Here is a 25,012-nt window from a genome sequence, read left to right as displayed (position 1 = left end):
GCGGGCTACTTCGGGTTCTCCACGCGCTTCTTCAAGCCCGCCAGCGCCCGGTCGATGATGACCTTCTCCGCCTTGCGCTTGATCATGCCGAGCATCGGGATCTTGACGTCGACCGTCAGCTGGTAGGTGACCTCGGTCGCCCCGGCCCCGGCCGGCTTCAGGATGTACGAGCCGTCCAGCGCCCGCAGCATCTGCGACTTGACCAGGGTCCAGGAGACCTCGTGCTCGCCGGTCCAGGTGTAGCCGAGGGTCTGGTCGTCCTTGATCGCGCCGGCGTCCATGACCAGGCGGACCTGCTCGGCGCGGCCCTGGGCGTCGGTCTTCAGGACCTCCGCCTCCTTCACCTCGCCGGTCCAGTCCGGGTAACGGGCGAAGTCGGCGATCACCGCCATCACCTCGTTCGGTGCCGCCTCGATCGTGATGCTCGAACTGGTGAATTCCGCCATCGCCGTGGCTCCTCCAGATGCGGTCCGGTGAGGGAGGGTTGGTACGCACGTATGTGCAGCGTGAAGGCTACCCCGCGCGGGACAGGCCGTTGCCACCCGGACCCGGGTCGTCACCGGGGTCCTCGGCCGTCACCGGGGTCACCATTCGAGCGCCCACGGCTTTCCGCTCCCCGCGAAGTGCCCCACGTTGACGCACTCCGTGCCGCCGATCCGCATCCGCTGGGCCAGCGGCTGGTGGACATGGCCGAACAGCGCGTACCGGGGGCGCGTGCGCCGGATCGCGTCCAGCAGCGCACGGCTGCCGCGTTCGAAACGGCGCGCGACCGTGTCGTACACCAGTTCCGGTACCTCCGGCGGGATGTGCGTGCAGAGCACGTCGACCTCGCCGACCGCCTCGATCTTCGCCGCGTACTCCTCGTCGCTGATCTCGTACGGCGTGCGCATCTGCGTGCGCAGGCCGCCGCCGACGAAGCCGAAGGTCCGGCCGCCGATCTCGACCCGTTCCCCGTCGAGGACTTGGGTGCCCGGTCCGGCGTACTCCGGCCACAGTGTCGGCATGTCGACGTTGCCGTAGGTGGCGTACGTCGGTGTGGGGAACGCGGCGAAGAGTTCGGCGTACTGCTTGCGCACCGCTTTCTCGATCACCGTCGCCCGGTCCGCGCCGACCCCGGCCCACAGCCGGGCGCCGAGTTCGCGGGCCTCCTCGAAGCGGCGGGCCGTGCGCAGCGCCACGAGGCGGCTCGCGTTCTCGGCACCGAAGAGGTCGGGGAAGATGCCGCGCGAGTGGTCGGCGTAGTCGAGGAAGAGGACCAGGTCGCCCAGACAGATCAGGGCGTCGGCACCCGCACCGGCTTCGGCCAGGTCCCGCACGTTGCCGTGCACGTCGCTGACCACATGGATACGCGTCCTCTTCGCACGTGGGTTGCCCCGCGGTGTGGGTGCCATGGCGATCAAGGGTAGGCGTGTGGGGCGCGGGTGAACAGAACAGGGGGGTCGCCCACGATTACTGGCCGGTCAAGAAAACCGTGCACTACTGTGCGTAAAAGACACCAATCCCGTGTGATGCCGCGAACATCTCGCCGGGCCCCCCTGTCGTAGGGGCCATACCGACGGGTAACGTCCAGGCAGTCCAGTCGTACTCAGGATTTCACCTACGGGTCCTCGAGTACTTGCCCGAGCCATGGACCGCACCGTCGCATCGCACAACGTCGTGGCGCCGGCGCCCTATGAGGAGCAGCAGTCTTGCGCGAGTTCAGCCTTCCGGCTTTGTACGAGGTCCCCGCCGACGGAAATCTGACCGACATCGTCCGTCGAAACGCCGCGCAGCATCCGGATGTCGCCGTCATCGCCCGCAAGGTGGGCGGCGCGTGGCAGGACGTGACGGCCACGACGTTCCTCGCCGAGGTGAACGCCGCCGCGAAGGGCCTCATCGCCGCCGGGATCGCACCCGGCGACCGGGTCGCCCTGATGTCCCGTACGCGGTACGAGTGGACGCTGTTCGACTTCGCGATCTGGTGCGCCGGCGCGGTGACCGTGCCCGTGTACGAGACCAGCTCCGCCGAGCAGGTGCAGTGGATCCTCAGTGACTCGGGAGCCACCGCGATCATCGTCGAACTGGACGGCCACGCCGCCTCCGTGGAGTCGGTGCGCGATCAACTGCCCGAACTGAAGCACGTCTGGCAGATCGACGCCGGCGCGGTGGAGGAGCTGGGGCGGGCCGGCCAGGGCGTCTCTGACGCGACCGTCGTGGAGCGCGGCGCGCAGGCGAAGGCCGACGACCCGGCGACCATCGTGTACACGAGCGGTACGACCGGACGGCCCAAGGGCTGTGTGCTGACCCACCGCAGTTTCTTCGCCGAGTGCGGCAACGTCGTCGAGCGGCTTCGGCCCCTGTTCCGTACCGGCGAGTGCTCGGTCCTTCTCTTCCTTCCCCTCGCACATGTCTTCGGGCGGCTGGTGCAGATCGCGCCGATGATGGCGCCGATCAAGCTGGGCACCGTCCCGGACATCAAGAACCTCACCGACGAACTCGCCTCGTTCCGGCCGACGTTGATCCTCGGTGTACCGCGTGTCTTCGAGAAGGTCTACAACTCGGCGCGGGCCAAGGCGCAGGCGGACGGCAAGGGCAAGATCTTCGACAAGGCCGCCGACACGGCGATCGCGTACAGCCGGGCGCTGGACACCCCGTCGGGCCCGTCCCTCGGCCTGAAGATCAAGCACAGGACGTTCGACAAGCTGGTCTACAGCAAGCTGCGCGCGGTCCTCGGCGGCAAGGGCGAGTACGCCATCTCCGGTGGCGCTCCGCTCGGTGAGCGGCTCGGGCACTTCTTCCGGGGCATCGGCTTCACAGTCCTCGAGGGCTACGGGCTCACCGAGTCCTGTGCCGCCACCGCGTTCAACCCCTGGGACCGGCAGAAGATCGGCTCGGTGGGCCAGCCGCTGCCCGGCTCGGTCGTGCGCATCGCCGACGACGGCGAGGTCCTGCTGCACGGCGAGCACCTGTTCAAGGGGTACTGGAACAACCCGGGCGCCACCGAGGAGGCGCTGGCCGACGGCTGGTTCCACACCGGTGACATCGGGACCCTCGACGAGGACGGCTTCCTGAGCATCACCGGCCGTAAGAAGGAGATCATCGTGACCGCGGGCGGCAAGAACGTCGCCCCGGCCGTGATCGAGGACCGCATCCGCGCGCACGCGCTGGTCGCGGAGTGCATGGTGGTGGGCGACGGGCGGCCGTTCGTGGGCGCGCTCGTCACCATCGACGAGGAGTTCCTGGGTCGTTGGGCCGACGAGCACGGCAAGCCGGCCGGGTCCACCGCGGCGTCGCTCGCCCATGACCCGGATCTCCTCGCGGCGGTCCAGGACGCGGTCGACGACGGCAACGCCGCGGTGTCGAAGGCGGAATCGGTGCGGAAGTTCCGCATTCTTGCCTCCCAGTTCTCCGAGGAGTCGGGCCACCTGACGCCGTCCCTGAAGCTCAAGCGCAATGTGGTGGCGAAGGACTACGCGGACCAGATCGAGGCGATCTACCAGGGTTAGTAAGCCCGGTCGGCCCTGCTGAACCCCTTGGGTCTCATGGCGCGGTGTCCTCGGCGAGGACCCGCGCCATCGTCCGTTCCGCGAGCGCGGTGATCGTCACGAACGGGTTCACCCCGATCGACCCGGGCACCAGCGAACCGTCGGTGATGTACAGCTTCGAATACCCCTTCACCCGCCCGTAGTTGTCGGTCGCCCTGCCCAACACGCAGCCGCCCAGGGGGTGGTAGGTGAAGTCGTCGGCGAAGATCTTGTTGTTGGAGCCGAACAGGTCGTACCGGTACATGGTGGAGTTGGCCGAGTTGATCCGGTCGAACAGCTTCTTGGCCATGGCGACGGACACCGCGCTCTGGGCGGCGCTCCACCGCAGCCGCGCCGAGTCGGTCGCCGCGTCGTAGGTGAACGAGGCCCGTTCCGGGTTCTTGGTGATCGCCAGATAGAGGCTCACCCAGTGCTCCAACCCCGTTGGCAGCGGGGCGATTTCGGCGAAGACGGGGTTGGCGGTGTTGGCCCAGTCGTCGATGCCCATGACCGGCATCGTCGACTGGTTGGCCCCGACGGTGTCCCACAGGTGGTTGGCGCGTCCGAGCATCACGTTGCCGTTGGTCCCCCATCCGGTGCCCACGTCGGCGTTGAGCGCGGGCAGTGTGCCCGTCTCCCGGGCCCGCACGAGGAGTTCGGTGGTCCCGACGCTGCCGCCGCCGAGGAACAGATAGGTGCACCCGTACTGCTTGGTCTGGACGACCGTGCCGGTGTCGTCGATCCGGTCGGCGGTCAGGACGTACGTCCCGTCGGCGGCCCGGGTGATCGCCCTGACGCGTTCCATGGTGTTGATGGTGACGTTGCCGGTGCCGAGCGCGGAGGCGAGGTACGTCTTGTCGAGGCTGCGCTTGCCGTAGTTGTTGCCGTAGATGACCTCCTGGCCGAGCGCGGACTTGGTGGCCGTGCCGGCCGCCTCGCGCTGCATGTAGTCGAAGTCGTAGACGCTGGGTACGAAAGTGGTCTTCAGGCCCGTCTTCTCGGCGTGCTTGCGGGAGATCCGGCTGAAGCGGTACCACTCCGTGGACTCGAACCAGGCGGAGTCCACGCTGTTGACACCGAGCATCGCGCGGGCCCGCGGGAAGTAGGTGCCGTACATCTCGGCGGTGTTGACGCCGGGGAACTGCTCGGCGAAGTACGACTGGAGAGGGGTGACCGCCATGCTGCCGTTGACCAGCGAACCGCCGCCGACCCCGCGGCCGAGGAACACGGACATGGCGTCGTAGTGCACGCGGTCCAGGGCGCCGGGGTAGGGGGTGATGTCCTTGTTGACGACGTCCAGCCACAGGAAGCTGGCCAGCGGTGCCTCGGTGCGGTTCTTGAACCACATGGAGCGTTTGTCGGGGGCGGCGGTGGAACAGAAGATCTTGCCGTCGGGGCCCGCCGTGTTCCAGAGGCGGCCCATCTCGATGACGAGGGTGCGGATGCCGGCCTGTCCGAGGCGGAGAGCGGCGACCGCGCCGCCGTACCCGGAACCGATGACGATGGCGGGGGCGGACTCGACGGCGGCGGGTTCGACGGCCTGGGCGGACTGGAGGCCGACGCGGGTGAATCCGAGGGCGGCGGCCGTCTGGAAGGCGGCCATGCCCAGTATTTGACGTCTCGTCAGCTGATGCTGCATCAACTGACGGTGTATCAGCTTTTCTGTCATGACCGCAGCATCGGCGGAATTTCGACTTCCGCCTAGTAGGTGCGTACCTATATGTCGTCGGATGTGTCCGGACCTTCGGGCACCGCCGTCACAGCAGCTTCTTCAGCTCCTCCGCGAGCAGGTCCCAGCGCCACTTCTCCTCGACCCAGGCGCGCCCTCGCTCCCCCATCCGGGCACGCAGTTCGGCGTCGCCGAGCAGGACGGTGATCCGGTCGGCGGTCTCCTCCACGGAGCTGCCGCGCACCACCCAGCCGGTCTCGCCGTCCAGGACCGCGTCCGGCGCGCCCCCCGAGTCCCCGGCGACCACGGGCAGTCCCGTCGCGGACGCCTCCAGGTACACGATCCCGAGCCCCTCGACGTCCAGACCGCCCCGGCGCGTCCGGCACGGCATCGCGAAGACGTCCCCGGCCCCGTAGTGGGCGGGCAGCTCGGACCAGGGCACCGGCCCGGTGAAGCGGACCGAGTCGACGACACCGGTCTCGTGCGCGAGCTTGCGCAGCTCCCGCGCGTAGGGGCCGCCGCCGACGATCAGCAGGACCGTCTCCGGCTCGGCCGCGAGGATGCGGGGCATCGCCAGGATCAGCGTGTCCTGCCCCTTGCGCGGGACCAGCCGCGAGACGCACACGATGACAGGCCGGTCGGTGAGCCCGAGCCGGGCGCGGACCGCGGCGCCCCCCGACCCCGGGTGGAAGGTCTTCTCGTCGACCCCGGGCGGCAGCTGGACCATCCGCCGGGCCGCCCGCGGGGTCAGCGCGCCGGCGATCCGCGACCGCGTGTACTCGCCGAGGTAGGTGATGGTGTCCGTCGACTCGCCGATCCTGCGCAGCAGTTGACGCGCCGCCGGCAGCTGCGCCCACCCCGCCTCATGACCGTGGGTCGTCGCCACAAGCCGCTCGGCGCCCGCCTTCCGCAGGGCCGGAGCCATCAGCCCGAGCGGCGCCGCGGCCCCGAACCACACCGACGCGCACCCGTGTTCACGCAGCAGCCCGACGGCCCGTGCGGTGACCGCGGGCGTCGGCAGCAGCATCGTCGTCCGGTCCCGTACGACGGTGAAGGGCTGCTCGGCGTCGAAGGCGGCCGTGGCCCGGACCCCCTCGGGGCCCCGCTTCCAGGTGGAGGCATAGACGACCAGCCGGTCGGGATCGAGCCGCAGGGCCATGTTGTGCAGGAAGGCCTGGATGCCGCCCGGCCGGGGCGGAAAGTCGTTCGTCACGATCAGGGTCTTTCGCATCGCGGACGACCCTACCGAACCGCCCCCCGCACCCTTCCAGAACCCTCACAGGTGTCCGGCCCGGTTTGCGGCATTCGCACAGCCGCTCGGGAGATCATGGCCGCACGCACGACAGCACGACAGCACGAACAGGAGTTCAGGTGGACATCGCGAGCAGAGGACGGCGGCGGCTCCCCGTGGCGCTGCTGGGTACCTGGGGACTGACCCGGCTGCTCCTGCTGCTGTTCGTGACCAAGGTGTTCGTCTTCCCCGGCCCGGACGTCACGAGCGACGTCTCGGTGATCTACCACGGCTGGTACGGGGTACTGAGCCACGGCACCTTCCCACTCGCCGACGTCACCTGGCAGTACCCGCCCGCCGCCGCCCTCGCGATCCTCTCCCCCGCCACCCTGCCGTTCCTGGACTACGCGACGGCCTTCTTCGTCCTGGCCTTCCTCGCCGACCTGGTCGTCCTGGCCCTCCTCCGGTACGCGGGCGCGCGCCCCGGCGGGACACCGCGCGGCACCTGGGTGTGGGTGGTGGGCGTCCCGCTGCTGGGCCCGACCGTGTACGCCCGGTACGACGTGATGGTGACCGCCGTGTCGGTGGCCGCGCTGCTCGCCGGGGCCCGGCATCCGCGTCTCATGGGCGCCCTGGCGGGCTTCGGGGCGCTGCTGAAGGTCTGGCCGGCGCTGCTGCTCGTCGGGGCCGTACGGCGGCGGGCGTGGGCCTCGGCGGCCGTCACCGTGGCCGCGCTGGCCGCGCTGTTCGCGGTGGCCATGCCCGGCGCCTTCGCCTTCCTGACCTTCCAGGGCGACCGGGGCACCGAGGTGGAGTCGGTGGGCGCCCTCGTCTTCCATGTCGGGCGGCAGTTCGGCTGGGAGGGCCGGGTGGCGCTGAACTACGGCTCCATCGAATTCCTGGGCCCGTATGTGAAGACGGTGAGCACGGTGGCGCTGCTGCTGAGCGTCGTCGCCTTCGGCTGGCTGCTGCTGTGGCGGCTGCGCGCCACCCGCTTCCTGCCGCACACCCTCGCGGACGCGGCCTTCGTGGCGGTGCTGCTGTTCACGGTGACCAGCCGGGTGATCAGCCCGCAGTACATGGTGTGGCTGGTCGGCCTCGCCGCCGTCTGCCTCTGCTTCCGCGCCAGTGGTATGACCCTGCCCGCGGCTCTGGTCGTCGTCGCCTGTCTGGTGACGGTCCTGGAGTTCCCACTCGGCTTCGGACACGTGGTCGCCAGCGATGCCTACGGCATGACCCTCCTGTTCACCCGCAACGGCCTCCTGCTCGCCGCCTCCCTCACCGCAGCCCGTGAGCTGTGGCGTACGACGGCCCCGACCCGGGCGCAGCTCCCGCCGCTGCCCGACCAGGCCACCCGCGCCCGGGAGACTCAGCCGAGCTGAGCGCGGACATAGTCCCGCCACAGCGCGGTGAACTCCTTCGGCGTGGTCCCCAGCACGTCTGCCAGCGCCCCCTCGACGGCCCCCGCACGTGTCCCGTGGGCCCCCACGGCCCGGTAGAACTCGCCGAGCCGCGTCTCGCCCCACCGGTCGGCGATCATCCGGCACGCCAGCCAGCCGCTCTCGTACGCCCGGGCCAGCTTCGCCCCGTCCCCGTCGAAGCCGAAGTCCGCGTCCACGGGAAGCGCGTCCGGCACCTCGCCCGAGTCCACGACGCGGGCCAGTTCGGGCGCCACCTGGACCGCCGTACGGCCCGTTGACCGGTAGCCGACCCAGTCCGCGTATCCCTCGGAGAGCCACAGGGGCGTGGCCGCCGAGGTGGCGGTACGGGTCGCCACATGCGTGGTCTCGTGGGTGAGCACGACCTGCTTGCCGAAGTCGCCGAGCACGCTGTACGCGTCGGGGTTGACGATGATCCGGTCCGCGGGCGCCCGCACCGACCCGCCCGTCTCCCCGGTCGTGACGGCCGCTATCCCCCGGTACGAGGAGGCCGGTGACCCGAGTAGCGCCGCCATCCCGTCCAGCGACTTCGGTACGAGGACCACGATCCGCTTCGTCCACGCCCCTCCCCACGCCTGGGTCACCAACGGCACGGCACGGTCGGCGAGGCCCGCGTAGCGGCTCAGGGTCCGTGCCGACTGGCCGACCCCCAGTACGAGGCTGTGGGTGCCGCGTACGGCCGTCACCGTCCCCTGGTCCCACAGTTGCTGGCCGGCCTCGCGGGCGGGCCGGTCGGCGTCGACGTACCAGTGGCCGTCTGCCCGCTCGGTGAGGCTCAGCGTCCGACCGGTGTTCAGGGGTGCCTTGTCGATGCCCTCGACGCGGTAGCTCAGCTCCACGTCGGCGGTGGCCTCGCCGTCCCCGGTGGGGTGCAGGGCGGTCAGTCGGTACGACCAGGCCGCCAGGGGGAGCGCGCGCAGCCGGGTGAACTCCGCCGGCTCACCGGTCCGCGCGTACGCCGGTGCGTCGCCGGCGAGGACCGCCGCCGCCCGCTGGTCGAGCAGCTGTTGTACGTCGGCGGACGCGGTGTCGGTCCCCGGCCGGCCGTCGCACGCGACGAGGCCGCCGAGCGAGCCGACCAGCAACCAGAGGGCCACGACCCGGACCCGCCACCCACCCCACGCACCCCGCATACGCCCTCGACCAGCCACGCCGACGATCGTACGGGCCGATTGTCAGGAAACCGAGAAAACGAGAAAACGCGAAAAAGGGGACGTACAGGCCCGTTCAGGTCCGTTCAGACCCTGGTGACCGACGAGACCGGCATCATGCCCACCGGGTCGTACCGCACCGGCGCGCCCGGATAGGGGGCGTGGATCACCTGGCCGTTGCCCACGTACATCCCGACGTGGCTGGCGTCGGACCGGTAGGTGACCAGGTCACCGGGTTGCGCCTGGGAGAGCGGGACCTGCTGTCCGGCGTACCGCTGGGCCTGCGAGGTGCGCGGCAGGGAGACCCCGGCCTTCGCGTACGACCACTGCATCAGGCCCGAACAGTCGAAGCCGGAGGGCCCGTTGGAGCCCCAGACGTACGGGCTGCCCAGGGCCGCACGGGCGGCGGCCACGGCGGCTGCCGCGCGGCCGCTCGGCGCGGCGGCGTTGCCGGGGTCCGGCAGGTCGGCGCGGTCGGAACGGGAGGCCCGGTCGTAGGCGGCACGGTCGGCGGAGGGCAGCGAGTCGAGCAGCTCCCGCGCCCTCGCCAGTTTCCGTTCGACGGTCCGCTTGTGCTCGGCGACCGCCTTGCGGCTGCGGTCGAGTTCGGCGAGCCGGCCGGTGGCCTCCGCGCGCTCCTGGTCGAGTTCCCGTAAGGCGGCCTGGAGTTCCCGCAGCTCACCTGCCTGGTGGACGCTGATCCGGTCGAGCGCGGCAGCCTTCTCCAGGTAGTCGTCCGGGGTGTCGGAGAACAGCAGCGCGAGCGAGGGGTCCATGCCCCCGGACCGGTACTGGGCGCCCGCGAGCGAACCGAGCGCCTCCCGCATGGTGTTGATGCGCTGCTGCTGCCGGGCGATCCGGTCCTGGGTCCGGGTCACCTGCTCGCGCAGCGCGTCCACGCGCTCGTCGGCCCGGTTGTAGGACTCGGTGGCCTTCTCGGCCTCCGCGTAGAGCCGGTCGACCTCTGCCTGGGTGCTGTCGGTCGGCGCGGCGACGGCAGACGGAACGGCGGCGCCGAGAGCGGCCACGGCGGCCGACAGTAAGCAGAGCGCGGCGGTGGCGCCCCGGTCGAACCCGGACGGTGCAAGGCGGCGATGGAATCCCACGAGAAGCCGCACTCCTTCCGCTGGCGGACGCTGACGATCCCCCGGTGTTGGGGGCGGGCCGACAGTAGCCGCGCGACCGCGCACCGGCCAAAGACCTCGATGGCCACGCACAGTGACGCCCCGCCTATGACGCAGGTCATGGGCGGGGCGTGGGGTCAGCGGAAGTTGTTGAGATTCGCCCGTTCGGGCGTCAACGTGTCCTGATCTTGAAAGGACCCGGAAGGAGTACGACTATCCGATCCGGCGAAGAGCAGATCAGATCCGTACGCCGAACTGGAACGGCATGTTGTCGATCGACTCGTACCGGACGACCGTGCCGCTGCGCGGAGCGTGCAGGACCTGGCCGTTGCCGGCGTAGAAGCCGACGTGGTGGTGGTCGCTGTAGAAGATGACCAGGTCACCGACCTGGAGATCGCTCTGCGAGTAGATGCGCGTACCGGCGTTGGCCTGGTCCTGCGAGGTACGGGGGATGTGGATGCCGACCTGGGCGAACGACCAGGAGGTGAAGCCCGAGCAGTCGAAGGTGTTGGGGCCCGAGGCGCTGTAGACGTACGGCGAGCCGATCTTGCTCTGCGCGACCGCGTACGCGGAACCGGCGCGGCCCGTGACATGCGAACCGCCACCGTCGAGGGCGGAGCGCTCACTGGCCCGGCTGGCGCGGGCGTCGGCGGCGGCGATGGCCGCCCGCTGCGCGGCCGTCATGGAGTTGAGGAGCTGACGCGCCTCGGTGAGCTTGCTCTGGACTTCCTTCTTCTTCTTGGCCAGCTCGCTGCGGGTGTCCGCGAGGTCCTTGAGCTTCTCGGTGGCCTCCGAGCGCTGCTGGGCGAGCGCGCGCTGCTTCTCCGTGACCTTCTTGAGCGTCTCGACCTGCTGACTGCTCAGCTGGTCCATCGTGGACGCCTTGTCGAGGTAGTCGTCGGGGTCGGCGGAGAGGAACAGCTGCACGGAGGGGTCGATGCTGCCGGTGCGGTACTGGGCGGCGGCGGCGAGTCCGAGGCTGTCGCGCAGGTCGTTGAGGTCCGCCTGACCGCGGGCCACGTTGTCCTGGAGGGTGGAGATCTCCTTCTCCAGCCGGTCCTGCTTCTCCTCGGCCCCGTTGAGCTTCTCGCTGGCCTGCTCGGTCTGCTCGTAGAGCTTGTCGACCTTCGCCTTGACCTCGTCCATGCTCGGCTTCTCACTCGGCGCGGCGTTGGCGGCGTTGGCACTGAGGGCCACGGCTGCGGCTGCGGCGGTGGTGAGCACGGTCACGCGGGTGCGGCTCGGCTGCTTCGGTCGACGATGGGACGCCACGGAGGCGAACTCCTTCTTCTCCCGCCGTCACTCCCTTTGAGTGATCACCCGAGCGGAGGTTCGAGGCATGACCCTAGTGACCTTCCTGTGATCACTTCAAATCCTGGCATGAAAAATGTTTGTCACTCACCGCATTTTTTACACACAACACACATACAGCGATGCTCGATTGACGCTACGTTGCGTAACACTTCGCACAGTCCGGCCAATTCGACCATTACGCCCAGGCCTTGTCAGCCGCGCGAGAACCGCTTCAGAAGCACCACGGAAGCCACCGGCCTGGCGCCCGCCTTGGCGATCCCGTCGGCCACCTCGCGGTCCGTCGACACGACGATGACCGGCCGGCCGGGCGGCTCGGCGCGCACCAGCTGACGGATCAGCTCGTCGGCGGTGACCCCGGCCTTGGAAAACAGGACGCGCACCCCGCGCGGCGGCGCCAGCAGCACCGGAGCGGCCAGTTCGGCGCCGTCGAAGACACAGGTCACCTCGGCGCCGGTCTGGGCGGCGAGCTGCGAGAGCTGACCAAGCAGCCGCAACCGCTGCTTCTCCAGAGGCATTTGGGGATACCCGGTCTTGGTCACGTTGTAGCCGTCGACGACCAGGTGCGCCTGCGGCAGCGCGAGCAACTGGTCGAGGATGGCCGGGTCGTTCTCCGAAAGCGCCCGCGCGGCGATGTCCTTCGGGGTCATTCGTCCCGGTTCGACCGCTTCCACCGTCTCGGCCGGCCGCACCGACACCGGCGGCAGCGCCAGCTCCCGCCGCAGCCCCTGGGCCGCGTCGAGCACGGTGTCCAGCAGCAGCCGTACGCGCATGTCCTCGACGCTGCGCCCCTCCCGGGCGGCGCGTCTGCTGGCCTCCAAAGCCGCCTCGACCTCGCTCAGCCGCCCCTTGAGCCGCCGGGTCTCGCTCTCGGCCGCGGAGACCTGGGTGTGCCCCTCGCCGCGCAGGGCCTCCATCTCGGCGTGCAGCTTGCGCAGGGCCGCCTCGCCCCGCTTGACGTCGCTGAGGGCCGCACGCAGCTTGCGGTGCAGCGACTCCGTCTCCTTCTTGGCCGACTCCAGCTCCGTACGGAGCCGTTCGGTCTCCGCACGGGTGTGGTCACGGGCGGAGGCCAGCTCCTCGCGCAGCCGCTCCAGTTCGGCCCGGCTCTCCTCGTCGGCCCGCTCGGCGTCGGCGCGCTGCGCCTCCTCGCCGGCCGCGGTGACGAGCTTGACCCAGCCGGTGGGCCGCAGCACATAGGCCGCGGCGGCCACGTCCAGCGGATCCGCGGCCGGAGGCGGCGAACCGGCGTCGAGAGCACCCGCCAGCTCCGGCTGGGCCTCACGCAGCTTCTCCCCGATGCGCTGCCGGAACAGCGTGTCGGTCTCCAGCGCGGCGGCCATCGCGTTCCCGGCGAACTTGGCACGCCGGTTGGGCGCGAACCGCGCGTACTGCCGCAACTGCGCGGGCAGTTCGCCGACGGTGAGCCCACCGAACCCGTCGGAGACGATCTGTACGACGCGCCTGCGCACGCCGTCGGGCAGCGGGCGGTCGAGCACCTCGGCGGCGCCGTCGCCCGGCTCCCCGCCTGTGGTCTCCACCATCCGTCACCCCAACCGATTCCGGTGCGGGCCCCGCGCTCCCGTCAGGAGCCGGCGCCCGGCCTGTCCACGAGTTCCACCTGATCCACGGCGTTGCACCAACGGCAGCGCACCGACTCGATGGTCTCACTGACCACCTCGCGCTCCTCCACCGTCGGATCTCCGGCGAGGTCGAGGTGCACGTACTCCACGACCTTCGAGGAGCGCGTCACGTCGAAACGCGTGAGGTTGCCGCACAGAGCACAGCGCCACCGGGTCGTGTCGGTAGGCAGAGGAACCGTCATCGTGGATATGTTCGCTTTCCTTCTAGTATCCGTGCTGCGCCAGTTTCCCTGGAGCGTGTGGCTCGTAACCCTAAGGCCTGCCGGGTACCCACCGCCCGTCCGTCCACAGCGGCGAGGCGGTCTGCACTGTTCGGTCCCGTTACGTCATGCTCTGTGTCCATGATCGGCGAGTTCGAAAAGTGGCGTACGACGGTCGGCGGATCGGTCGGCAGAACGGTCCGCGCCCAGTCGGCGCCGGTGACGTACGGGCTGATCGCCGTCTGCTGTCTGCTCTTCGTCATCGGCCCCGCCTCGGGACTGAACCCCGGGTACGGCACCGGCGATGCCTTGCTCGCCGCCCAGCGGGCCTACTTCCGGCGCTGGGGCGTGGTCCCCGCCGACCTCTTCACGGGCTCCCCGCGGGCCACACTCACCCCGGCCACGGCGCTCTTCGTGCACGGCAGCTGGGTCCACCTGCTGGGCAACATGCTCTTCCTCTACGTCTTCGGCGCGATGACGGAGGAACGCCTGGGCCATCTGGAGTTCGCCCTCTTCTATCTGGGCTGCGGCTGTCTCGCCCTGCTGGGGTACGCCGCCGCCAACGCCGGCTCGCAGCAGACGCTGGTGGGGGCGTCCGGCGCGATCTCGGCGGTCCTGGGCGCGTTCCTGTACCTCTTCCCGGGCGCCCGGGTCACCAGCCTCTTCCCGTTCCTCTTCTTCCTCCCGCTGCGCTTCCCGGCCTGGCTCACCCTCCCGTTCTGGGTGACCCTCCAGTGGGTGGCGGCGGGCCGGGCGTCCAGCGGTCCGGGAGTCGCGTATCTGGCACACGTCGTCGGCTTCGGCCTCGGCTTCGTCCACGCGTGGGTGCGGTATCGGCGTACCACTAGAGTGAGGTCCGCCCCAGCGCCGGCCACCGAGGGAGAGAACCAGCCGTGATCACCGCGATCGTGCTCATCAAGACCAGCGTGGACCGGATCCCCGAGATCGCGGAGTCGATCGCCGCACTGGACAGCGTGAGCGAGGTCTTCTCGGTCACCGGTACGTACGACCTGATCGCGATGGTCCGCGTCAGGGCCCACGAGGACCTGGCGGAGATCATCCCCGGCAGCATCAGCAAGATCCCCGGCGTGGAGGCGACGGACACACACGTGGCGTTCCGGACGTACAGCCAGCACGACCTGGAGGCGGCGTTCGCGATCGGGCTCGATTCCTAGGGTCCATTGGCGGATGCGGGTCGCATGTGGCTTGTGCGCAGTTCCCCGCGCCCCTGGGTCCGCTGGCGCCACCCCGGTTCACCAGCACCGGCCGGCACCCCCAGCCCGTCCGGCGTTTGAGGACGAGCGCTTTCGGAGCGAAACGGGGGGTCTGGGGGCGCAGCCCCCAGGGATGGGGCGGTAGGGGCGGCGGGGGCGATCAAACGGCCGGCACGCAACGCCCGTCCTCAGTCCGGTACTGCCACCGAGCCCCGTCCCGCACAAGCTCCTTCACCGCCCCCACGAACCGCTCAACGTGCTCGTCGGGGGTGCCGGCCCCAAAGCTCACCCGGATCGCGTTCAGCGACTTCTCCCCCGGCGCCGCCTCGGGCGCCCCGCACTCCCCCTGAGTCTGCGGCTCACTGCCCAGCAGCGTCCGCACCAGCGGATGCGCGCAGAACAACCCGTCCCGCACCCCGATCCCGTACTCCGCGGACAGCGCCGCGGCGAAGTGCGAGCTGTTCCACCCCTCGACGACGAACGAGATGACCCCGACCCGCGGCGCGTCGTCACCGAACAGCGAGAGCACCCGCACCTCGGGCACCTCCGCCAGCCCCGCCCGCACGGTGTCGATCAGGTACTGCTCCCGGGCCACCAGCGACTCGAACCCGGCCTCCGTGAGGGCCTTGCAGGCAGCGGCGATCGAGTAGGCACCGATGACGTTCGGCGACCCCGCCTCGTGCCGCGCGGCGCTGTCGTGCCACTCCACGTCCACTCCCCCGTCCTCGCGCCGCGTGACCTTGCGGCTGGCCCCGCCACCGGCGAGGTACGGGTCGGCGGCGCGCAGCCAGTCGGCGCGGCCGGCCAGGACCCCGGAACCGAAGGGCGCGTACAGCTTGTGGCCGGAGAAGGCGACCCAGTCGACGTCCAGGTCCTGGACGGAGACCGGGTGGTGCGGGGCGAGCTGGGCGGCGTCCAGGACGATCCGGGCACCGTGCTCGTGGGCGGCGGCGGCCAGCTCCCGTACGGGCCACAGCTCACCGGTGACGTTGGAGGCGCCGGTGACACAGACGAGGGCCGGGCCCTTGGGGTCACGGGCGGCGAGAGCCTCCCGGAGGGTGGCGACGGCCTGCTCGGGGGTGCGCGGGGCGTCGAGGTAGGTGACCTGGGCGTGCTGCCAGGGCAGCAGCGAGGCATGGTGCTCGGTCTCGAAGACGAAGACCTGGCAGCCGTCGGGGAGGGCGGAGGCGAGCAGGTTGAGGGAGTCGGTGGTGGACCGGGTGAAGATCAGCTGGTCGTCGGCGCGGCAGTCCAGGAACTCGGTGACGGTCCTGCGGGCGGTCTCGAAGAGGTCCGTCGACAGCTGGGAGAGGTAGCCGGCACCCCGGTGCACGCTGCCGTAGTAGGGCGCGTACGCGGCCACGTCGTCCCAGACCCGCTGGAGAGCGGGCGCGCTGGCGGCGTAGTCGAGCGCCGCGTAGGTGACCTCGCCGCCGGTGACGAGCGGGACGGTGACATCACGGCCCAGAACGGGCAGCGGGGCACAAACGGTCCGGTCGGCGGCAACGGTGGAGACAGACATGGCGAACTCCCGTGAGAGACAAGAGGAATCGCTGTGCGGGCGGACACGTCGGGCTATGGCCTCGGACGTGGCTCAGCACAGGAAAAGGAAAGGAAAAGGGTGCGCGGAGGCGGGGCTCGGCAGCCCTATCGCATTCGCTTGCTCACGGAAGACTCCCTCGAACGACCAGGACCCCTGGTGTCGAGAGGGGCCCGCGCTTGCCGTAAGCCTTGCTGCCTACGGCCTGGTCTTCATCCCGGGGCACCCCGCCACGGACGGAGGGTTGCCGGACAGTCGGCCGGGGCCTCATGACTGTCACTCATGACCTGGAAGAGAACGTAACGGAGGTGATCGACGTCCCGCAACCCGTGTCCGGATCGCGGGACGCCCACCACCGAGGAAGGAGTTGCTAGGAGTTGCTGGCCGCCGCCCACCGCTCGAGCGTCCGCTTCGCCGCCCCGGAGTCGATGGACTCCGCGGCCCGCGCCATCCCGGCGCCGATCTGCTCGGCGAGCGAACCCGGCCCCGGGTCCAACGCCACCAGCGCCGCCGCCGAGTTGAGCAGCACGGCATCCCGTACGGGCCCGGTCTCGCCGTCCAGCAGCCGCCGGGCGACCGCCGCGTTGTAGGAGGAGTCGCCGCCGCGCAGCGCCTCCACCGGGACCAGTTCGATGCCGACGTCGCGCGGGTCGAAGGTCTCCTCGGTCACCTTGCCGTCCCGGACGACCCACACCCGGGAGGTGGCGGTGATCGTCAGTTCGTCGAGACCGTCGTCGCCCCGGAACACCAGGGACGAGTTGCCGCGCTCGGCGAAGACACCGGCGACGATGGGCGCCATCCGAGGGTGCGCGACGCCGACCGCCTGGGCCCTGACCTTGGCCGGGTTGGTCAGCGGGCCCAGGATGTTGAAGACCGTCCGGATGCCCAACTGGCCGCGCGCGGCGCCCACATGACGCATAGCGGGATGGAACTTGGCCGCGAAGCAGAAGGTGATCCCGGCCTCCTCCGCCACCTCGGCCACCCGCTTCGGCGTCAGTTCCAGATTGACCCCGAGCTGGCCCAGGACGTCCGACGCCCCGGAGGCCGAGGAGGCCGCCCGGTTGCCGTGCTTGACGACCTTGGCGCCCGTACCGGCGATGACGATGGCCGACATGGTGGAGATGTTGACGGTGTTGGCGCCATCGCCGCCGGTGCCGACGATGTCGACGGTCGGCCCCGGCACCTCGATCACGTTGGCGTGCTCGTACATGGCCTCGACGAACCCGGAGATCTCCTCGACGGTCTCGCCCTTGGCGCGCAGCGCCACCACGAATCCGGCGATCTGCGCGTCGGTCGCCTCACCGCGCATGATGAGGTTCATCGCCCAGGCGGTGTCGGCCGCGCTCAGGTCATGACCGTCGAGAAGGCCGTTCAGCACGCGGGGCCAGGAACGGACCGCCGCGGTGTCGCCTCCGGCGGGGTTCACAGCGCTCATCTGCCGCTCCTGGGTACCGTCCCTGCGGGATCCGCGGGACTTCTAGTGGGAATGGGCACACCCTATCCAGCCCGGCGGCACGACGAAGGGCCCCGTCCGATGTACGGACGGGGCCCTTCTGCCGTGTGTGGCGAAGCGGGGTGATCAGTGGTGGCCGTGGCCGCTCGTGATCTCCTTGTACTCCTCGGCGGTGGGCTTGGCGATCTGGCTGTCCTCGCCGTAGTACGACTCGCTGAGCTTGGCGCGCAGCTTCTCGGTGCCCTTCACCTTGCGCTCGACACCGTTCTCGTCGACCGTGGCGCCGATCGCGGCCGGCACGTACTGCTCGTGCGCGGTGAGGGTGTGCAGGGCCTCCTGGCTGAGCGGCTCGTGCACCTCGATGAACTCACCGTGCGGCAGGCGCTTGATGATGCCGGACTCGCGGCCGTGCAGCACCTTGTCCTTGTCGCGGCGCTGGAGGCCGAGACAGATCCGCTTGGTGGTGATGAACGCGAGGACCGGGGCGACGAAGAACGCCACGCGTACGAACCAGGTGATCGCGTTGATCGACAGGTGGAAGTGCGTGGCCCAGAGGTCGTTTCCACCACCGATCAGCAGCACCATGTACCAGGTGATCCACGCGACGCCGAAGGCCGTACGGGTCGGGGCGTTGCGCGGGCGGTCCAGGATGTGGTGCTCGCGCTTGTCGCCGGTGACCCAGGACTCGATGAACGGGTAGACCGCGATCGCGACCAGGACCAGCGGGAAGATGACCAGCGGGATGAACACGCCCAGGACGAGCGTGTGACCCCAGAAGTTGATCTCCCAGCCCGGCATGACACGGATCAGGCCTTCGGAGAAGCCCATGTACCAGTCGGGCTGCGCGCCGGTCGACACCTGGTCCGGCCGGTAGGGGCCCATCGTCCAGATCGGGTTGATCGAGGCGATCGCCGAGATGACCGCGATGACACCGAAGACCAGGAAGAAGAAGCCTCCGGCCTTGGCCATGTAGACCGGCAGCAGCGGCATGCCGACGACGTTGTTGTTCGTCTTTCCGGGGCCCGCGAACTGCGTGTGCTTGTGGTAGAAGACCAGGATCAGGTGCGCCACCATCAGGCCGAGCATGATGCCCGGCAGCAGCAGTACGTGGATCGAGTAGAACCGGGCCACGAAGTCGCCGCCGGGGAACTCGCCGCCGAACAGGAAGAACGACAGGTACGTGCCCACGACCGGCACGGACAGGACCGCGCCCTCCATGAAGCGCACACCGGTGCCGGAGAGCAGGTCGTCCGGGAGCGAGTAACCGGTGAAGCCGGTGAACATGCCCAGGACGAACAGCAGGAACCCGAACAGCCAGTTGACCTCGCGGGGCTTGCGGAACGCACCCGTGAAGAAAACGCGCATCATGTGCACGAACATGCCGGCGAGGAAGATCAGCGCCGCCCAGTGGTGGATCTGCCGGATCAGCAGACCACCGCGCACATCGAAGGAGATGTGCATGGTCGAGTTGAACGCCTCGGACATCAGCTGGCCCTGCAGCGGGATGTAGCTGCCGTGGTACTCCACCTCGTTCATCGACGGGTGGAAGAACAGCGTCAGATACACACCCGTGAGGATGATGATGATGAAGCTGTACATGCAGACTTCGCCGAGCATGAACGACCAGTGGTCGGGGAAGATCTTGCGCATGTTGGTCTTGGCCAGGGAGTAGATCCCCAGTCGGCCGTCGGCCCAGTCGGCGACCCGCTCACCGGCGGGTGCCTTCTCGCGCGACGAACGCGCGTCGGTGTTTGCCGTAGTGCTCATCCGCGCTCCCAGAATGCAGGACCGACGGGCTCGGAGAAGTCGCCGAGCGCCTCGAGGTAGCCGTCGTCGTTCACGCCGATGCGCAGCTGCGGCAGGGCGTGACCGGCGGGGCCGAAGATCACCCGGGCGCCGTCGGAGAGGTCGAAGGTGGACTGGTGGCAGGGGCAGAGCACGTGGTGCGTCTGCTGCTCGTACAGGGAGATCGGGCAACCGACGTGGGTGCAGATCTTCGAGTACGCCACGATGCCCTCGTGGGACCACTCGAGTTCGCGCTTGTCCTTGATGTTGTCCGGCTGGATGCGGACGATCATCAGGGCGGCCTTGGCGATCTCGGTCTGGAACTCGTGGTCGTCCTCCTCCAGGCCCTCGGGCTTGGCGAAGGTGAGGGAACCGACCGCGATGTCCGAGGGACGCAGCGGCTCGTTCGTGTTCATGTTGACGAGCTGCTTGCCCTTGGACCACATGGTGTGGCGGAGCTTCGTGCCGGGCAGCGGGCCGAGGTCGCGCAGCAGCATGACGCCGGAGAGCGGGAACAGGGCCAGCGCGCCGAACATCGTGTTGCGGACCAGCTTGCGCCGGCCGATCGCGGACTCCTTGGCGCCCTGCTTGAAGTCGGCCAGGACCTTCGCCTTGACCTCGGGCGGCGCCTCGATCGCGTGCCGCTCGTCGACGAGTTCCTCGTCGGACATCAGGGTGCGGGCCCAGTGGACCGCGCCCGCGCCGATCAGGAAGAGCGCCAGGCCGAGGGACAGCCCCAGCGCGAAGTTCAGCGCGTTGATGTGCCCGATCGGGAAGACGTAGATCGCCTTGTCGTGCGGGATCGCCACGTACGAGGCGATGAAGGCGATGGTGGCCAGCATGGACAGCGTGAACAGGAAGGCGACCGCACGCTCGGACCGCTTTGCGGCCCGCTCGTCGATGTCCTGGACACGGTGTTCGTGAGGCGGCAGCCCCGGGTCCGCGAACGGGTTCTTCTCGTCCGCGACGCCCACGGCACCGTGCTCGTGATCGTTGTGTGATGCAGCCTGCACAGCGGGCAGCTTCTCTTCTGGAGTGTCTTGGCTACTCATGACTTCTTGGCCTTTGCGGTCCGAGCGGCGACCCAGACGGCGACCGCGATGAGCGCTCCGAGTCCGAAGATCCAGGCGAACAGGCCTTCGCTGACCGGTCCGAGACCGCCCAGGCCGAGGCCGCCGGGCTCGACGGTGTCATCGCCGTTGACCGCGTTGAGGTACGCGATGATGTCCTTCTTGTTCTTCTCCGACAGCGTCGTGTTGGGGAAGGACGGCATGTTCTGCGGGCCGGTCAGCATGGCCTCGTAGATGTGCTTCGGGGCGACACCCTCAAGGTCCGGGGCGAACTTGCCGTGCGTGAGCGCACCGCCCTTGCCGGTGAAGTTGTGGCACATCGCGCAGTTGGTACGGAAGAGTTCGCCGCCCTTGGCGATGTCCGCGCCCTCGGGGCCGAACTGCTCCTCGGTCGGCACGGAGGGACCGGCGCCGAGCGACGCGATGTACGTCGCGAGCTGGTCGATCTCGGCCTGCGAGTAGATGTTCTTCTTCTTGGGGATCTGCGCCGCCTGCGAGGTCGCGGCCGGCATACGGCCGGTCGACACCTGGAAGTCGACCGCCGCGGCGCCCACACCCACCAGGCTCGGACCGTCGGAGGACCCCTGACCGCCGGTGCCGTGGCAGCTGGCGCAGCCCACGGAGTACAGCCGCTGTCCCTCGGAGATGGTGAGGGACTGGGCGGTCTCATCGGCCTCTGCCCTGCCTGCGGGCTTGAGCGTGCTGTACAGCCCCGCGACGGCCGCCAGCGCGATGAGTAGGACGACGACCGCCGCCATCGGATGGCGTCGTCGTGCGGAGAGCTTTTTCACGGATTACCCCGGTGTCAGGATCTTCAGCGTCGAGTCTTCTGGAGGTATCGGGCGGACCCGATGTGAGGATCGGGCGAGCCCGGCTACTTGATCATGTAGATCGTGGCGAAGAGCCCGATCCAGACGACGTCGACGAAGTGCCAGTAGTAGGACACGACGATCGCGGCGGTCGCCTGCTCATGGGTGAACCTCTTCGCCGCGTACGTCCTGCCGAGGACGAACAGGAAGGCGATGAGACCGCCCGTCACGTGCATCCCGTGGAAGCCGGTGGTCAGGTAGAACACCGAGCCGTACGGGTCGGAGGAGAGCGAGAGCCCGTCCTTCTTGACCAGCTCGGTGTACTCGAAGACCTGACCGCCGATGAAGATCGCACCCATCACGAAGGTGACGATGAACCACATCCGGAGCTTCTTCACGTCACCGCGCTCGGCGGCGAACACGCCGAGCTGGCAGGTGAGGGATGAGAGCACCAGGATCGTGGTGTTGGCCGCGGAGAACGGGAAGTTCAGGCTTGACGCCATCTCCTTCCAGTGATCCGGACCGGTCACCGATCGCAGGGTGAAGTACATCGCGAAGAGGGCCGCGAAGAACATCAGCTCGGAACTAAGCCAGATGATGGTTCCGACGCTGGTGAGGTTCGGCCGGTTGACCGACGGGTGCGCGTGCCCGGTTTCTACTGTCGTTGCTGTCGCCACGACCGACATTATGTCGGTCGCTTATCCCGCCCTCACCCCGGGGGGTGCCGTTCGGAGTGTCTGTGGGGTGTGTCCAGCCCGTATGGCCCATCGGACGGCTGTGTGAGCGGTGTTCAGACGGCGGGTCCAAGGGAGTAGCATCCGGCCCAACGGACCCGGTCCGTCTGTCCGTACGACGCTGATGTCTCGGAGGAACAATGCAGCCGACCGCCACGGTGCTGGTCTACAGCGACGACTCCAACACCCGCGAGCAGGTGCGGTTGGCGACGGGACGGCGGCCCGCTCCCGACGTTCCCGTGGTCGAGTTCCTCGAGTGTGCGACGCCTGCGGCCGTGTTGAAGGAACTCGACAAGGGCGGGATCGACGTCTGTGTGCTGGACGGGGAGGCCGTGCCCATGGGGGGCATGGGGATGTGCCGGCAGATCAAGGACGAGGTCTTCCGGTGCCCGCCGGTGCTGTTGCTGATCGGGCGGCCGCAGGACGCGTGGCTGGCGACGTGGAGTCGGGCCGACGCGGCGGTCACCTTGCCGGTGGATCCGGTGGAGTTCGCGTCGGCGTTGGCTTCTTTGTTGCGGGCCAGGAGGGCCTTGAGCGCCTAGGGGGGGTGCGGTTCGGTGGCGGGTGCGGGCCGTCTGTGGCTTGTCGCGCAGTTCCCCGCGCCCCTAAAAGTGGGACCTCGCGCCCCTTGTCAGATGCTCTGCGGGGTCAGCCTCACCTGGTGAGTCGGATTCGTGCCGTCCGAGGAAGTGGTCGTGAGGGCGCTGCCGGCCTGCCAGTTCTTCCAGTCCAGGTTCCAGTCGCCGAAGCCGTTGCCGAAGGTTTCCATGGTGTGGCCGTCGGAGTTGACGACCTTGACGACGTCGCCCTCGCGGACGTTGTCGAAGAACCACTTGGCGTTGCCGGTGCTCATGCCGGTGCAGCCGTGGCTCACGTTGGCGGAGCCCTGGGAGCCCACGGACCAGGGGGCGGCGTGGACGTACTCGCCGCTCCAGGTCACCCGGGTGGCGTAGTAGACGGGCAGGTCGTACGAGTCGGCGCTGCCCTCGGCTATGCCGATGCTCGTGCCGCGCATCCGTACGAAGTACTCCTTGCCTAGGACGACCTTGACGCCGTTGCGGGTGTCGAAGCCGGGCTTGCCCGTGGTGACCGGGATGGTGTTGATCACCTTGTCGTTCTTGTAGACGGTCATCTCGTGGGTCGCCGCGTCCGTGACGGCGATGACCCGGTCGCCGGTGGTGAACTTCAGGGGCTTGGCCTTGCCGCCCCACAGCCGGTCGGCGATCTTGATGCCGGGCAGGTTGCTGCGAACCTGGACGGTGGCCCTGGTCGGCCAGTACTCCTTGGGCCGGTAGTGGAGTTCCTTGTCGTTCACCCAGTGCCACGCGCCCTCAGCGGTGGGGGCCGAGTCCACCTTGAGGCCACGCTCGACTATCGCGCGCTGTGCTTTCTCCCGGACGGGTTCGCTGAGTTCGGCGGTCACCGGCTGGCCCACCCCGTAGGTGCCCGTCTTCGGGCCGAAGGTGACGTCCAGGCGCTTCTTGGTGGTGGGCCTGCTGGTCTCGAAGGTGCGGGTCTCGCGGCCGGGGGCGCCGTCCTCGTCCTCCGTGCTCACCCGGACCGTGTAGCGGGCGCCCGCGGCCAGCGGGGAGGTGCTGTGCCAGCGGCTGCCGTCGGCGGAGAGTTCGCCGGCCACGAAGCGTCCGGCGGCGTCGACGGCGGTGACGTCCGTGATGCGGCCGTCTGAGTCCTCGGCGGTGACCTCCAGGGGCTTGTCGGGGTCGGCCTTCTTGCCGTCGCCGATGGAGTCCCCGAAGGAGATCTGCTCAGCCGCGTCGTACGGCTTCGCCGAGAGGGGATGGCCGTCGGAGCCGCAGGCGGTGGCGGACGCCCCCAGGGCGGCCACCAGGAGGGTGCAGCTGACGACCGTACGGTTACTCGGTGAGTGCCTCATGCCCTCACGCTAAGAACGTGCGTCGGGCTCGGCGCGGCGGGTGATCCGTGCGAGGGAACGAGGGTGTGACAAAAGAGGGAGCCCGGACTCTCCTGACGGAGTGTCCGGGCTCCCCTGAGCACCGTGCGTGTTACTGGGCTCGCGCTACTGGGTGCGGTTCTCGCCGCGGTAGTACTCGAAGACCCAGCCCCACAGACCGATCAGCAGGATCGGGGCCGCGAAGTACGCCAGCCACCAGCCGATCGCGACGCTCAGGAACAGGAGCGCGCCACCGATGCCCAGCGAGAGCGGCTGCCAGCTGTGCGGGCTGAAGAACCCGACCTCGCCGGCGTCGTCCGCGACGTCCGCCTCCTTGTTGTCCTGCGCGCCCACGTCGACCCGCCGGGCCGTGAAGGCCAGGTAGTAGCCGACCATGATGCACAGGCCGAAGGCGAGGAAGAGCGCCGTGGTGCCCGCCGGTTCCTTCGACCACACGCCGTAGACGATCGCCATGGCGAGGACGAAGACGGCGAGCCAGATGAACATCTTGCCCTGGACCTTCACTTGCCCGCCTCCTTACCGCCGGCGAGAGCCTTCTCGCCGTGTCCGGCGTTCTCCAGCTGGTCCAGCGCTGCGATCTCAGGGTGGTGCAGGTCGAACGCCGGGGATTCGCTGCGGATCCTCGGCAGGGTGAGGAAGTTGTGACGCGGGGGCGGGCAGGACGTGGCCCACTCGAGCGAGCGGCCGTAGCCCCACGGGTCGTCGACCTCGACCTTCTTGCCGTACTTCGCGGTCTTCCACACGTTGTAGAGGAACGGGAGCACGGACAGGCCCAGCAGGAACGAGCTGATCGTCGAGATCGTGTTCAGCGCGGTGAAGCCGTCCGCCGCGAGGTAGTCCGCGTACCGGCGCGGCATGCCCTCGGCGCCCAGCCAGTGCTGGACGAGGAAGGTGCCGTGGAAGCCGATGAACAGCGTCCAGAACGTGATCTTGCCGAGGCGCTCGTCGAGCATCTTGCCGGTCATCTTCGGCCACCAGAAGTGGAAGCCGGAGAACATCGCGAACACCACCGTGCCGAACACCACGTAGTGGAAGTGCGCCACCACGAAGTAGGAGTCCGAGACGTGGAAGTCCATCGGCGGCGAGGCCAGGATGACACCGGTCAGACCACCGAAGGTGAAGGTGATCAGGAAGCCGGTGGCCCAGAGCATCGGGGTCTCGAAGCTCAGCGACCCCTTCCACATGGTGCCGATCCAGTTGAAG

At 69.1% G+C, this 25,012-nt stretch carries 23 protein-coding genes and 1 riboswitch; of the genes, 5 read left to right on the top strand and 18 right to left on the bottom strand.

All coding sequences use genetic code 11. The features are described 5' to 3' along the window. Window positions 1-5: 5 nt before the first annotated feature. Both PV396_RS00115 and PV396_RS00110 read right to left on the bottom strand, forming a co-directional pair. Window positions 6-446, bottom strand: coding sequence for an SRPBCC family protein (locus tag PV396_RS00115; protein WP_319199478.1), 441 nt, complete (start codon window positions 444-446; stop codon window positions 6-8). A 138-nt stretch (window positions 447-584) separates the two neighbouring features. After that, entirely contained in the window at window positions 585-1,340 is a 756-nt protein-coding gene (locus PV396_RS00110) for a metallophosphoesterase family protein (RefSeq protein ID WP_319200570.1), read from the bottom strand. Window positions 1,341-1,688: 348 nt separating this feature from the next. Here PV396_RS00110 and PV396_RS00105 point away from each other — a divergent pair, with 348 nt between their 5' ends. Beyond that, window positions 1,689-3,485, top strand: coding sequence for an AMP-dependent synthetase/ligase (locus tag PV396_RS00105; RefSeq protein ID WP_319199477.1), 1,797 nt, complete (start codon window positions 1,689-1,691; stop codon window positions 3,483-3,485). 34 nt (window positions 3,486-3,519) lie between these two features. Here PV396_RS00105 and PV396_RS00100 read toward each other — a convergent pair whose 3' ends face one another. Further along, on the bottom strand, window positions 3,520-5,106 hold the full coding sequence (locus PV396_RS00100; RefSeq protein ID WP_319199476.1) for a GMC oxidoreductase: 1,587 nt from the start codon (window positions 5,104-5,106) through the stop codon (window positions 3,520-3,522). Window positions 5,107-5,260: 154 nt separating this feature from the next. Beyond that, window positions 5,261-6,403: a glycosyltransferase family 4 protein gene (locus PV396_RS00095; RefSeq protein ID WP_319199475.1), complete on the bottom strand. Its 1,143-nt coding sequence runs from the start codon at window positions 6,401-6,403 to the stop codon at window positions 5,261-5,263. A 140-nt stretch (window positions 6,404-6,543) separates the two neighbouring features. Here PV396_RS00095 and PV396_RS00090 point away from each other — a divergent pair, with 140 nt between their 5' ends. Then, window positions 6,544-7,785, top strand: coding sequence for a glycosyltransferase family 87 protein (locus PV396_RS00090; RefSeq protein WP_319199474.1), 1,242 nt, complete (start codon window positions 6,544-6,546; stop codon window positions 7,783-7,785). On the opposite strand, the gene PV396_RS00085 is transcribed toward PV396_RS00090, so the two are convergent. The 5 genes from PV396_RS00085 to PV396_RS00065 form a co-directional block, all read right to left on the bottom strand. Beyond that, a complete protein-coding gene (locus PV396_RS00085) occupies window positions 7,773-8,993 on the bottom strand; it encodes a hypothetical protein (protein WP_416071309.1) in 1,221 nt (406 codons plus the stop codon). The two genes, PV396_RS00090 and PV396_RS00085, sit on opposite strands and share 13 nt — an antisense overlap. 86 nt (window positions 8,994-9,079) lie before the next feature. After that, a complete protein-coding gene (locus PV396_RS00080; RefSeq protein ID WP_319199473.1) occupies window positions 9,080-10,099 on the bottom strand; it encodes an NlpC/P60 family protein in 1,020 nt (339 codons plus the stop codon). 255 nt (window positions 10,100-10,354) lie between these two features. After that, window positions 10,355-11,389 (bottom strand): NlpC/P60 family protein, encoded by a 1,035-nt coding sequence (locus PV396_RS00075; protein ID WP_319199472.1) that lies wholly within the window; start codon window positions 11,387-11,389, stop codon window positions 10,355-10,357. 233 nt (window positions 11,390-11,622) lie between these two features. Further along, entirely contained in the window at window positions 11,623-12,972 is a 1,350-nt protein-coding gene (locus tag PV396_RS00070) for an NYN domain-containing protein (protein ID WP_319199471.1), read from the bottom strand. 41 nt (window positions 12,973-13,013) lie between these two features. Continuing rightward, window positions 13,014-13,253 carry a hypothetical protein gene (locus tag PV396_RS00065; protein ID WP_319199470.1) on the bottom strand — a complete coding sequence of 80 codons (240 nt, stop codon included), beginning with the start codon at window positions 13,251-13,253 and terminating at the stop codon, window positions 13,014-13,016. A gap of 159 nt (window positions 13,254-13,412) precedes the next feature. Here PV396_RS00065 and PV396_RS00060 point away from each other — a divergent pair, with 159 nt between their 5' ends. Both PV396_RS00060 and PV396_RS00055 read left to right on the top strand, forming a co-directional pair. Then, window positions 13,413-14,168, top strand: a complete 756-nt coding sequence (locus PV396_RS00060) for a rhomboid family intramembrane serine protease (protein ID WP_319199469.1) — start codon at window positions 13,413-13,415, stop codon at window positions 14,166-14,168. Then, window positions 14,165-14,446, top strand: a complete 282-nt coding sequence (locus PV396_RS00055) for an Lrp/AsnC family transcriptional regulator (RefSeq protein ID WP_319199468.1) — start codon at window positions 14,165-14,167, stop codon at window positions 14,444-14,446. Before PV396_RS00060 ends, PV396_RS00055 begins: the two co-directional genes overlap by 4 nt. 199 nt (window positions 14,447-14,645) lie before the next feature. Here the strand turns inward: PV396_RS00055 and PV396_RS00050 are convergent, their stop codons facing one another. The 6 genes from PV396_RS00050 to PV396_RS00025 form a co-directional block, all read right to left on the bottom strand. Further along, entirely contained in the window at window positions 14,646-16,007 is a 1,362-nt protein-coding gene (locus PV396_RS00050) for an aminotransferase class V-fold PLP-dependent enzyme (protein WP_319199467.1), read from the bottom strand. A gap of 188 nt (window positions 16,008-16,195) precedes the next feature. Next, window positions 16,196-16,313, bottom strand: a riboswitch (SAM riboswitch). Between the two features lie 82 nt (window positions 16,314-16,395). Continuing rightward, complete coding sequence (gene trpD, locus PV396_RS00045; RefSeq protein WP_319199466.1) at window positions 16,396-17,460, bottom strand: anthranilate phosphoribosyltransferase; 1,065 nt, start codon at window positions 17,458-17,460, stop codon at window positions 16,396-16,398. A gap of 144 nt (window positions 17,461-17,604) precedes the next feature. Then, window positions 17,605-19,245, bottom strand: coding sequence for a cytochrome bc complex cytochrome b subunit (locus tag PV396_RS00040; protein WP_319199465.1), 1,641 nt, complete (start codon window positions 19,243-19,245; stop codon window positions 17,605-17,607). After that, window positions 19,242-20,315 (bottom strand): ubiquinol-cytochrome c reductase iron-sulfur subunit, encoded by a 1,074-nt coding sequence (locus PV396_RS00035; RefSeq protein ID WP_319199464.1) that lies wholly within the window; start codon window positions 20,313-20,315, stop codon window positions 19,242-19,244. Before PV396_RS00035 ends, PV396_RS00040 begins: the two co-directional genes overlap by 4 nt. Continuing rightward, window positions 20,312-21,124, bottom strand: coding sequence for a c-type cytochrome (locus tag PV396_RS00030; protein WP_319199463.1), 813 nt, complete (start codon window positions 21,122-21,124; stop codon window positions 20,312-20,314). The genes PV396_RS00035 and PV396_RS00030 overlap by 4 nt, the downstream gene beginning before the upstream one ends. Window positions 21,125-21,207: 83 nt before the next feature. Beyond that, on the bottom strand, window positions 21,208-21,828 hold the full coding sequence (locus PV396_RS00025; RefSeq protein WP_044472511.1) for a heme-copper oxidase subunit III: 621 nt from the start codon (window positions 21,826-21,828) through the stop codon (window positions 21,208-21,210). 188 nt (window positions 21,829-22,016) lie between these two features. Between PV396_RS00025 and PV396_RS00020 the strand changes: the two genes are divergently transcribed. Further along, complete coding sequence (locus PV396_RS00020) at window positions 22,017-22,418, top strand: hypothetical protein (protein WP_319199462.1); 402 nt, start codon at window positions 22,017-22,019, stop codon at window positions 22,416-22,418. A gap of 89 nt (window positions 22,419-22,507) precedes the next feature. Here PV396_RS00020 and PV396_RS00015 read toward each other — a convergent pair whose 3' ends face one another. The 3 genes from PV396_RS00015 to PV396_RS00005 form a co-directional block, all read right to left on the bottom strand. Continuing rightward, window positions 22,508-23,770 carry a L,D-transpeptidase gene (locus tag PV396_RS00015; RefSeq protein WP_319199461.1) on the bottom strand — a complete coding sequence of 421 codons (1,263 nt, stop codon included), beginning with the start codon at window positions 23,768-23,770 and terminating at the stop codon, window positions 22,508-22,510. A 144-nt stretch (window positions 23,771-23,914) separates the two neighbouring features. Next, complete coding sequence (locus PV396_RS00010) at window positions 23,915-24,313, bottom strand: cytochrome c oxidase subunit 4 (RefSeq protein ID WP_053743865.1); 399 nt, start codon at window positions 24,311-24,313, stop codon at window positions 23,915-23,917. Beyond that, window positions 24,310-25,012 (bottom strand): cbb3-type cytochrome c oxidase subunit I (locus PV396_RS00005; RefSeq protein ID WP_319199460.1); only part of this gene is annotated, 703 nt, incomplete at its 5' end. The genes PV396_RS00010 and PV396_RS00005, both read right to left, overlap by 4 nt.

The sequence above is a fragment of the Streptomyces sp. ME02-8801-2C genome, assembly GCF_033793965.1.
Classification (GTDB): Bacteria; Actinomycetota; Actinomycetes; order Streptomycetales; family Streptomycetaceae; genus Streptomyces.
The sequence above is the reverse complement of the archived record's forward strand: the minus strand, read 5'-3'. Positions and strand labels throughout refer to the sequence as shown.

Excerpts from the sequence above, each read along its gene's own strand:
- PV396_RS00020 (WP_319199462.1), top strand. The coding sequence starts at position 22,017 with ATGCAGCCGACCGCCACGGTGCTGGTCTACAGCGACGACTCCAACACC.
- PV396_RS00035 (WP_319199464.1), bottom strand. The coding sequence starts at position 20,315 with ATGAGTAGCCAAGACACTCCAGAAGAGAAGCTGCCCGCTGTGCAGGCT.
- PV396_RS00070 (WP_319199471.1), bottom strand. The coding sequence starts at position 12,972 with ATGGTGGAGACCACAGGCGGGGAGCCGGGCGACGGCGCCGCCGAGGTG.
- PV396_RS00095 (WP_319199475.1), bottom strand. The coding sequence starts at position 6,403 with ATGCGAAAGACCCTGATCGTGACGAACGACTTTCCGCCCCGGCCGGGC.
- PV396_RS00060 (WP_319199469.1), top strand. The coding sequence starts at position 13,413 with ATGATCGGCGAGTTCGAAAAGTGGCGTACGACGGTCGGCGGATCGGTC.
- PV396_RS00040 (WP_319199465.1), bottom strand. The coding sequence starts at position 19,245 with ATGAGCACTACGGCAAACACCGACGCGCGTTCGTCGCGCGAGAAGGCA.
- trpD (WP_319199466.1), bottom strand. The coding sequence starts at position 17,460 with ATGAGCGCTGTGAACCCCGCCGGAGGCGACACCGCGGCGGTCCGTTCC.
- PV396_RS00015 (WP_319199461.1), bottom strand. The coding sequence starts at position 23,770 with ATGAGGCACTCACCGAGTAACCGTACGGTCGTCAGCTGCACCCTCCTG.
- PV396_RS00050 (WP_319199467.1), bottom strand. The coding sequence starts at position 16,007 with ATGTCTGTCTCCACCGTTGCCGCCGACCGGACCGTTTGTGCCCCGCTG.
- PV396_RS00025 (WP_044472511.1), bottom strand. The coding sequence starts at position 21,828 with ATGTCGGTCGTGGCGACAGCAACGACAGTAGAAACCGGGCACGCGCAC.
- PV396_RS00100 (WP_319199476.1), bottom strand. The coding sequence starts at position 5,106 with ATGGCCGCCTTCCAGACGGCCGCCGCCCTCGGATTCACCCGCGTCGGC.
- PV396_RS00115 (WP_319199478.1), bottom strand. The coding sequence starts at position 446 with ATGGCGGAATTCACCAGTTCGAGCATCACGATCGAGGCGGCACCGAAC.
- PV396_RS00065 (WP_319199470.1), bottom strand. The coding sequence starts at position 13,253 with ATGACGGTTCCTCTGCCTACCGACACGACCCGGTGGCGCTGTGCTCTG.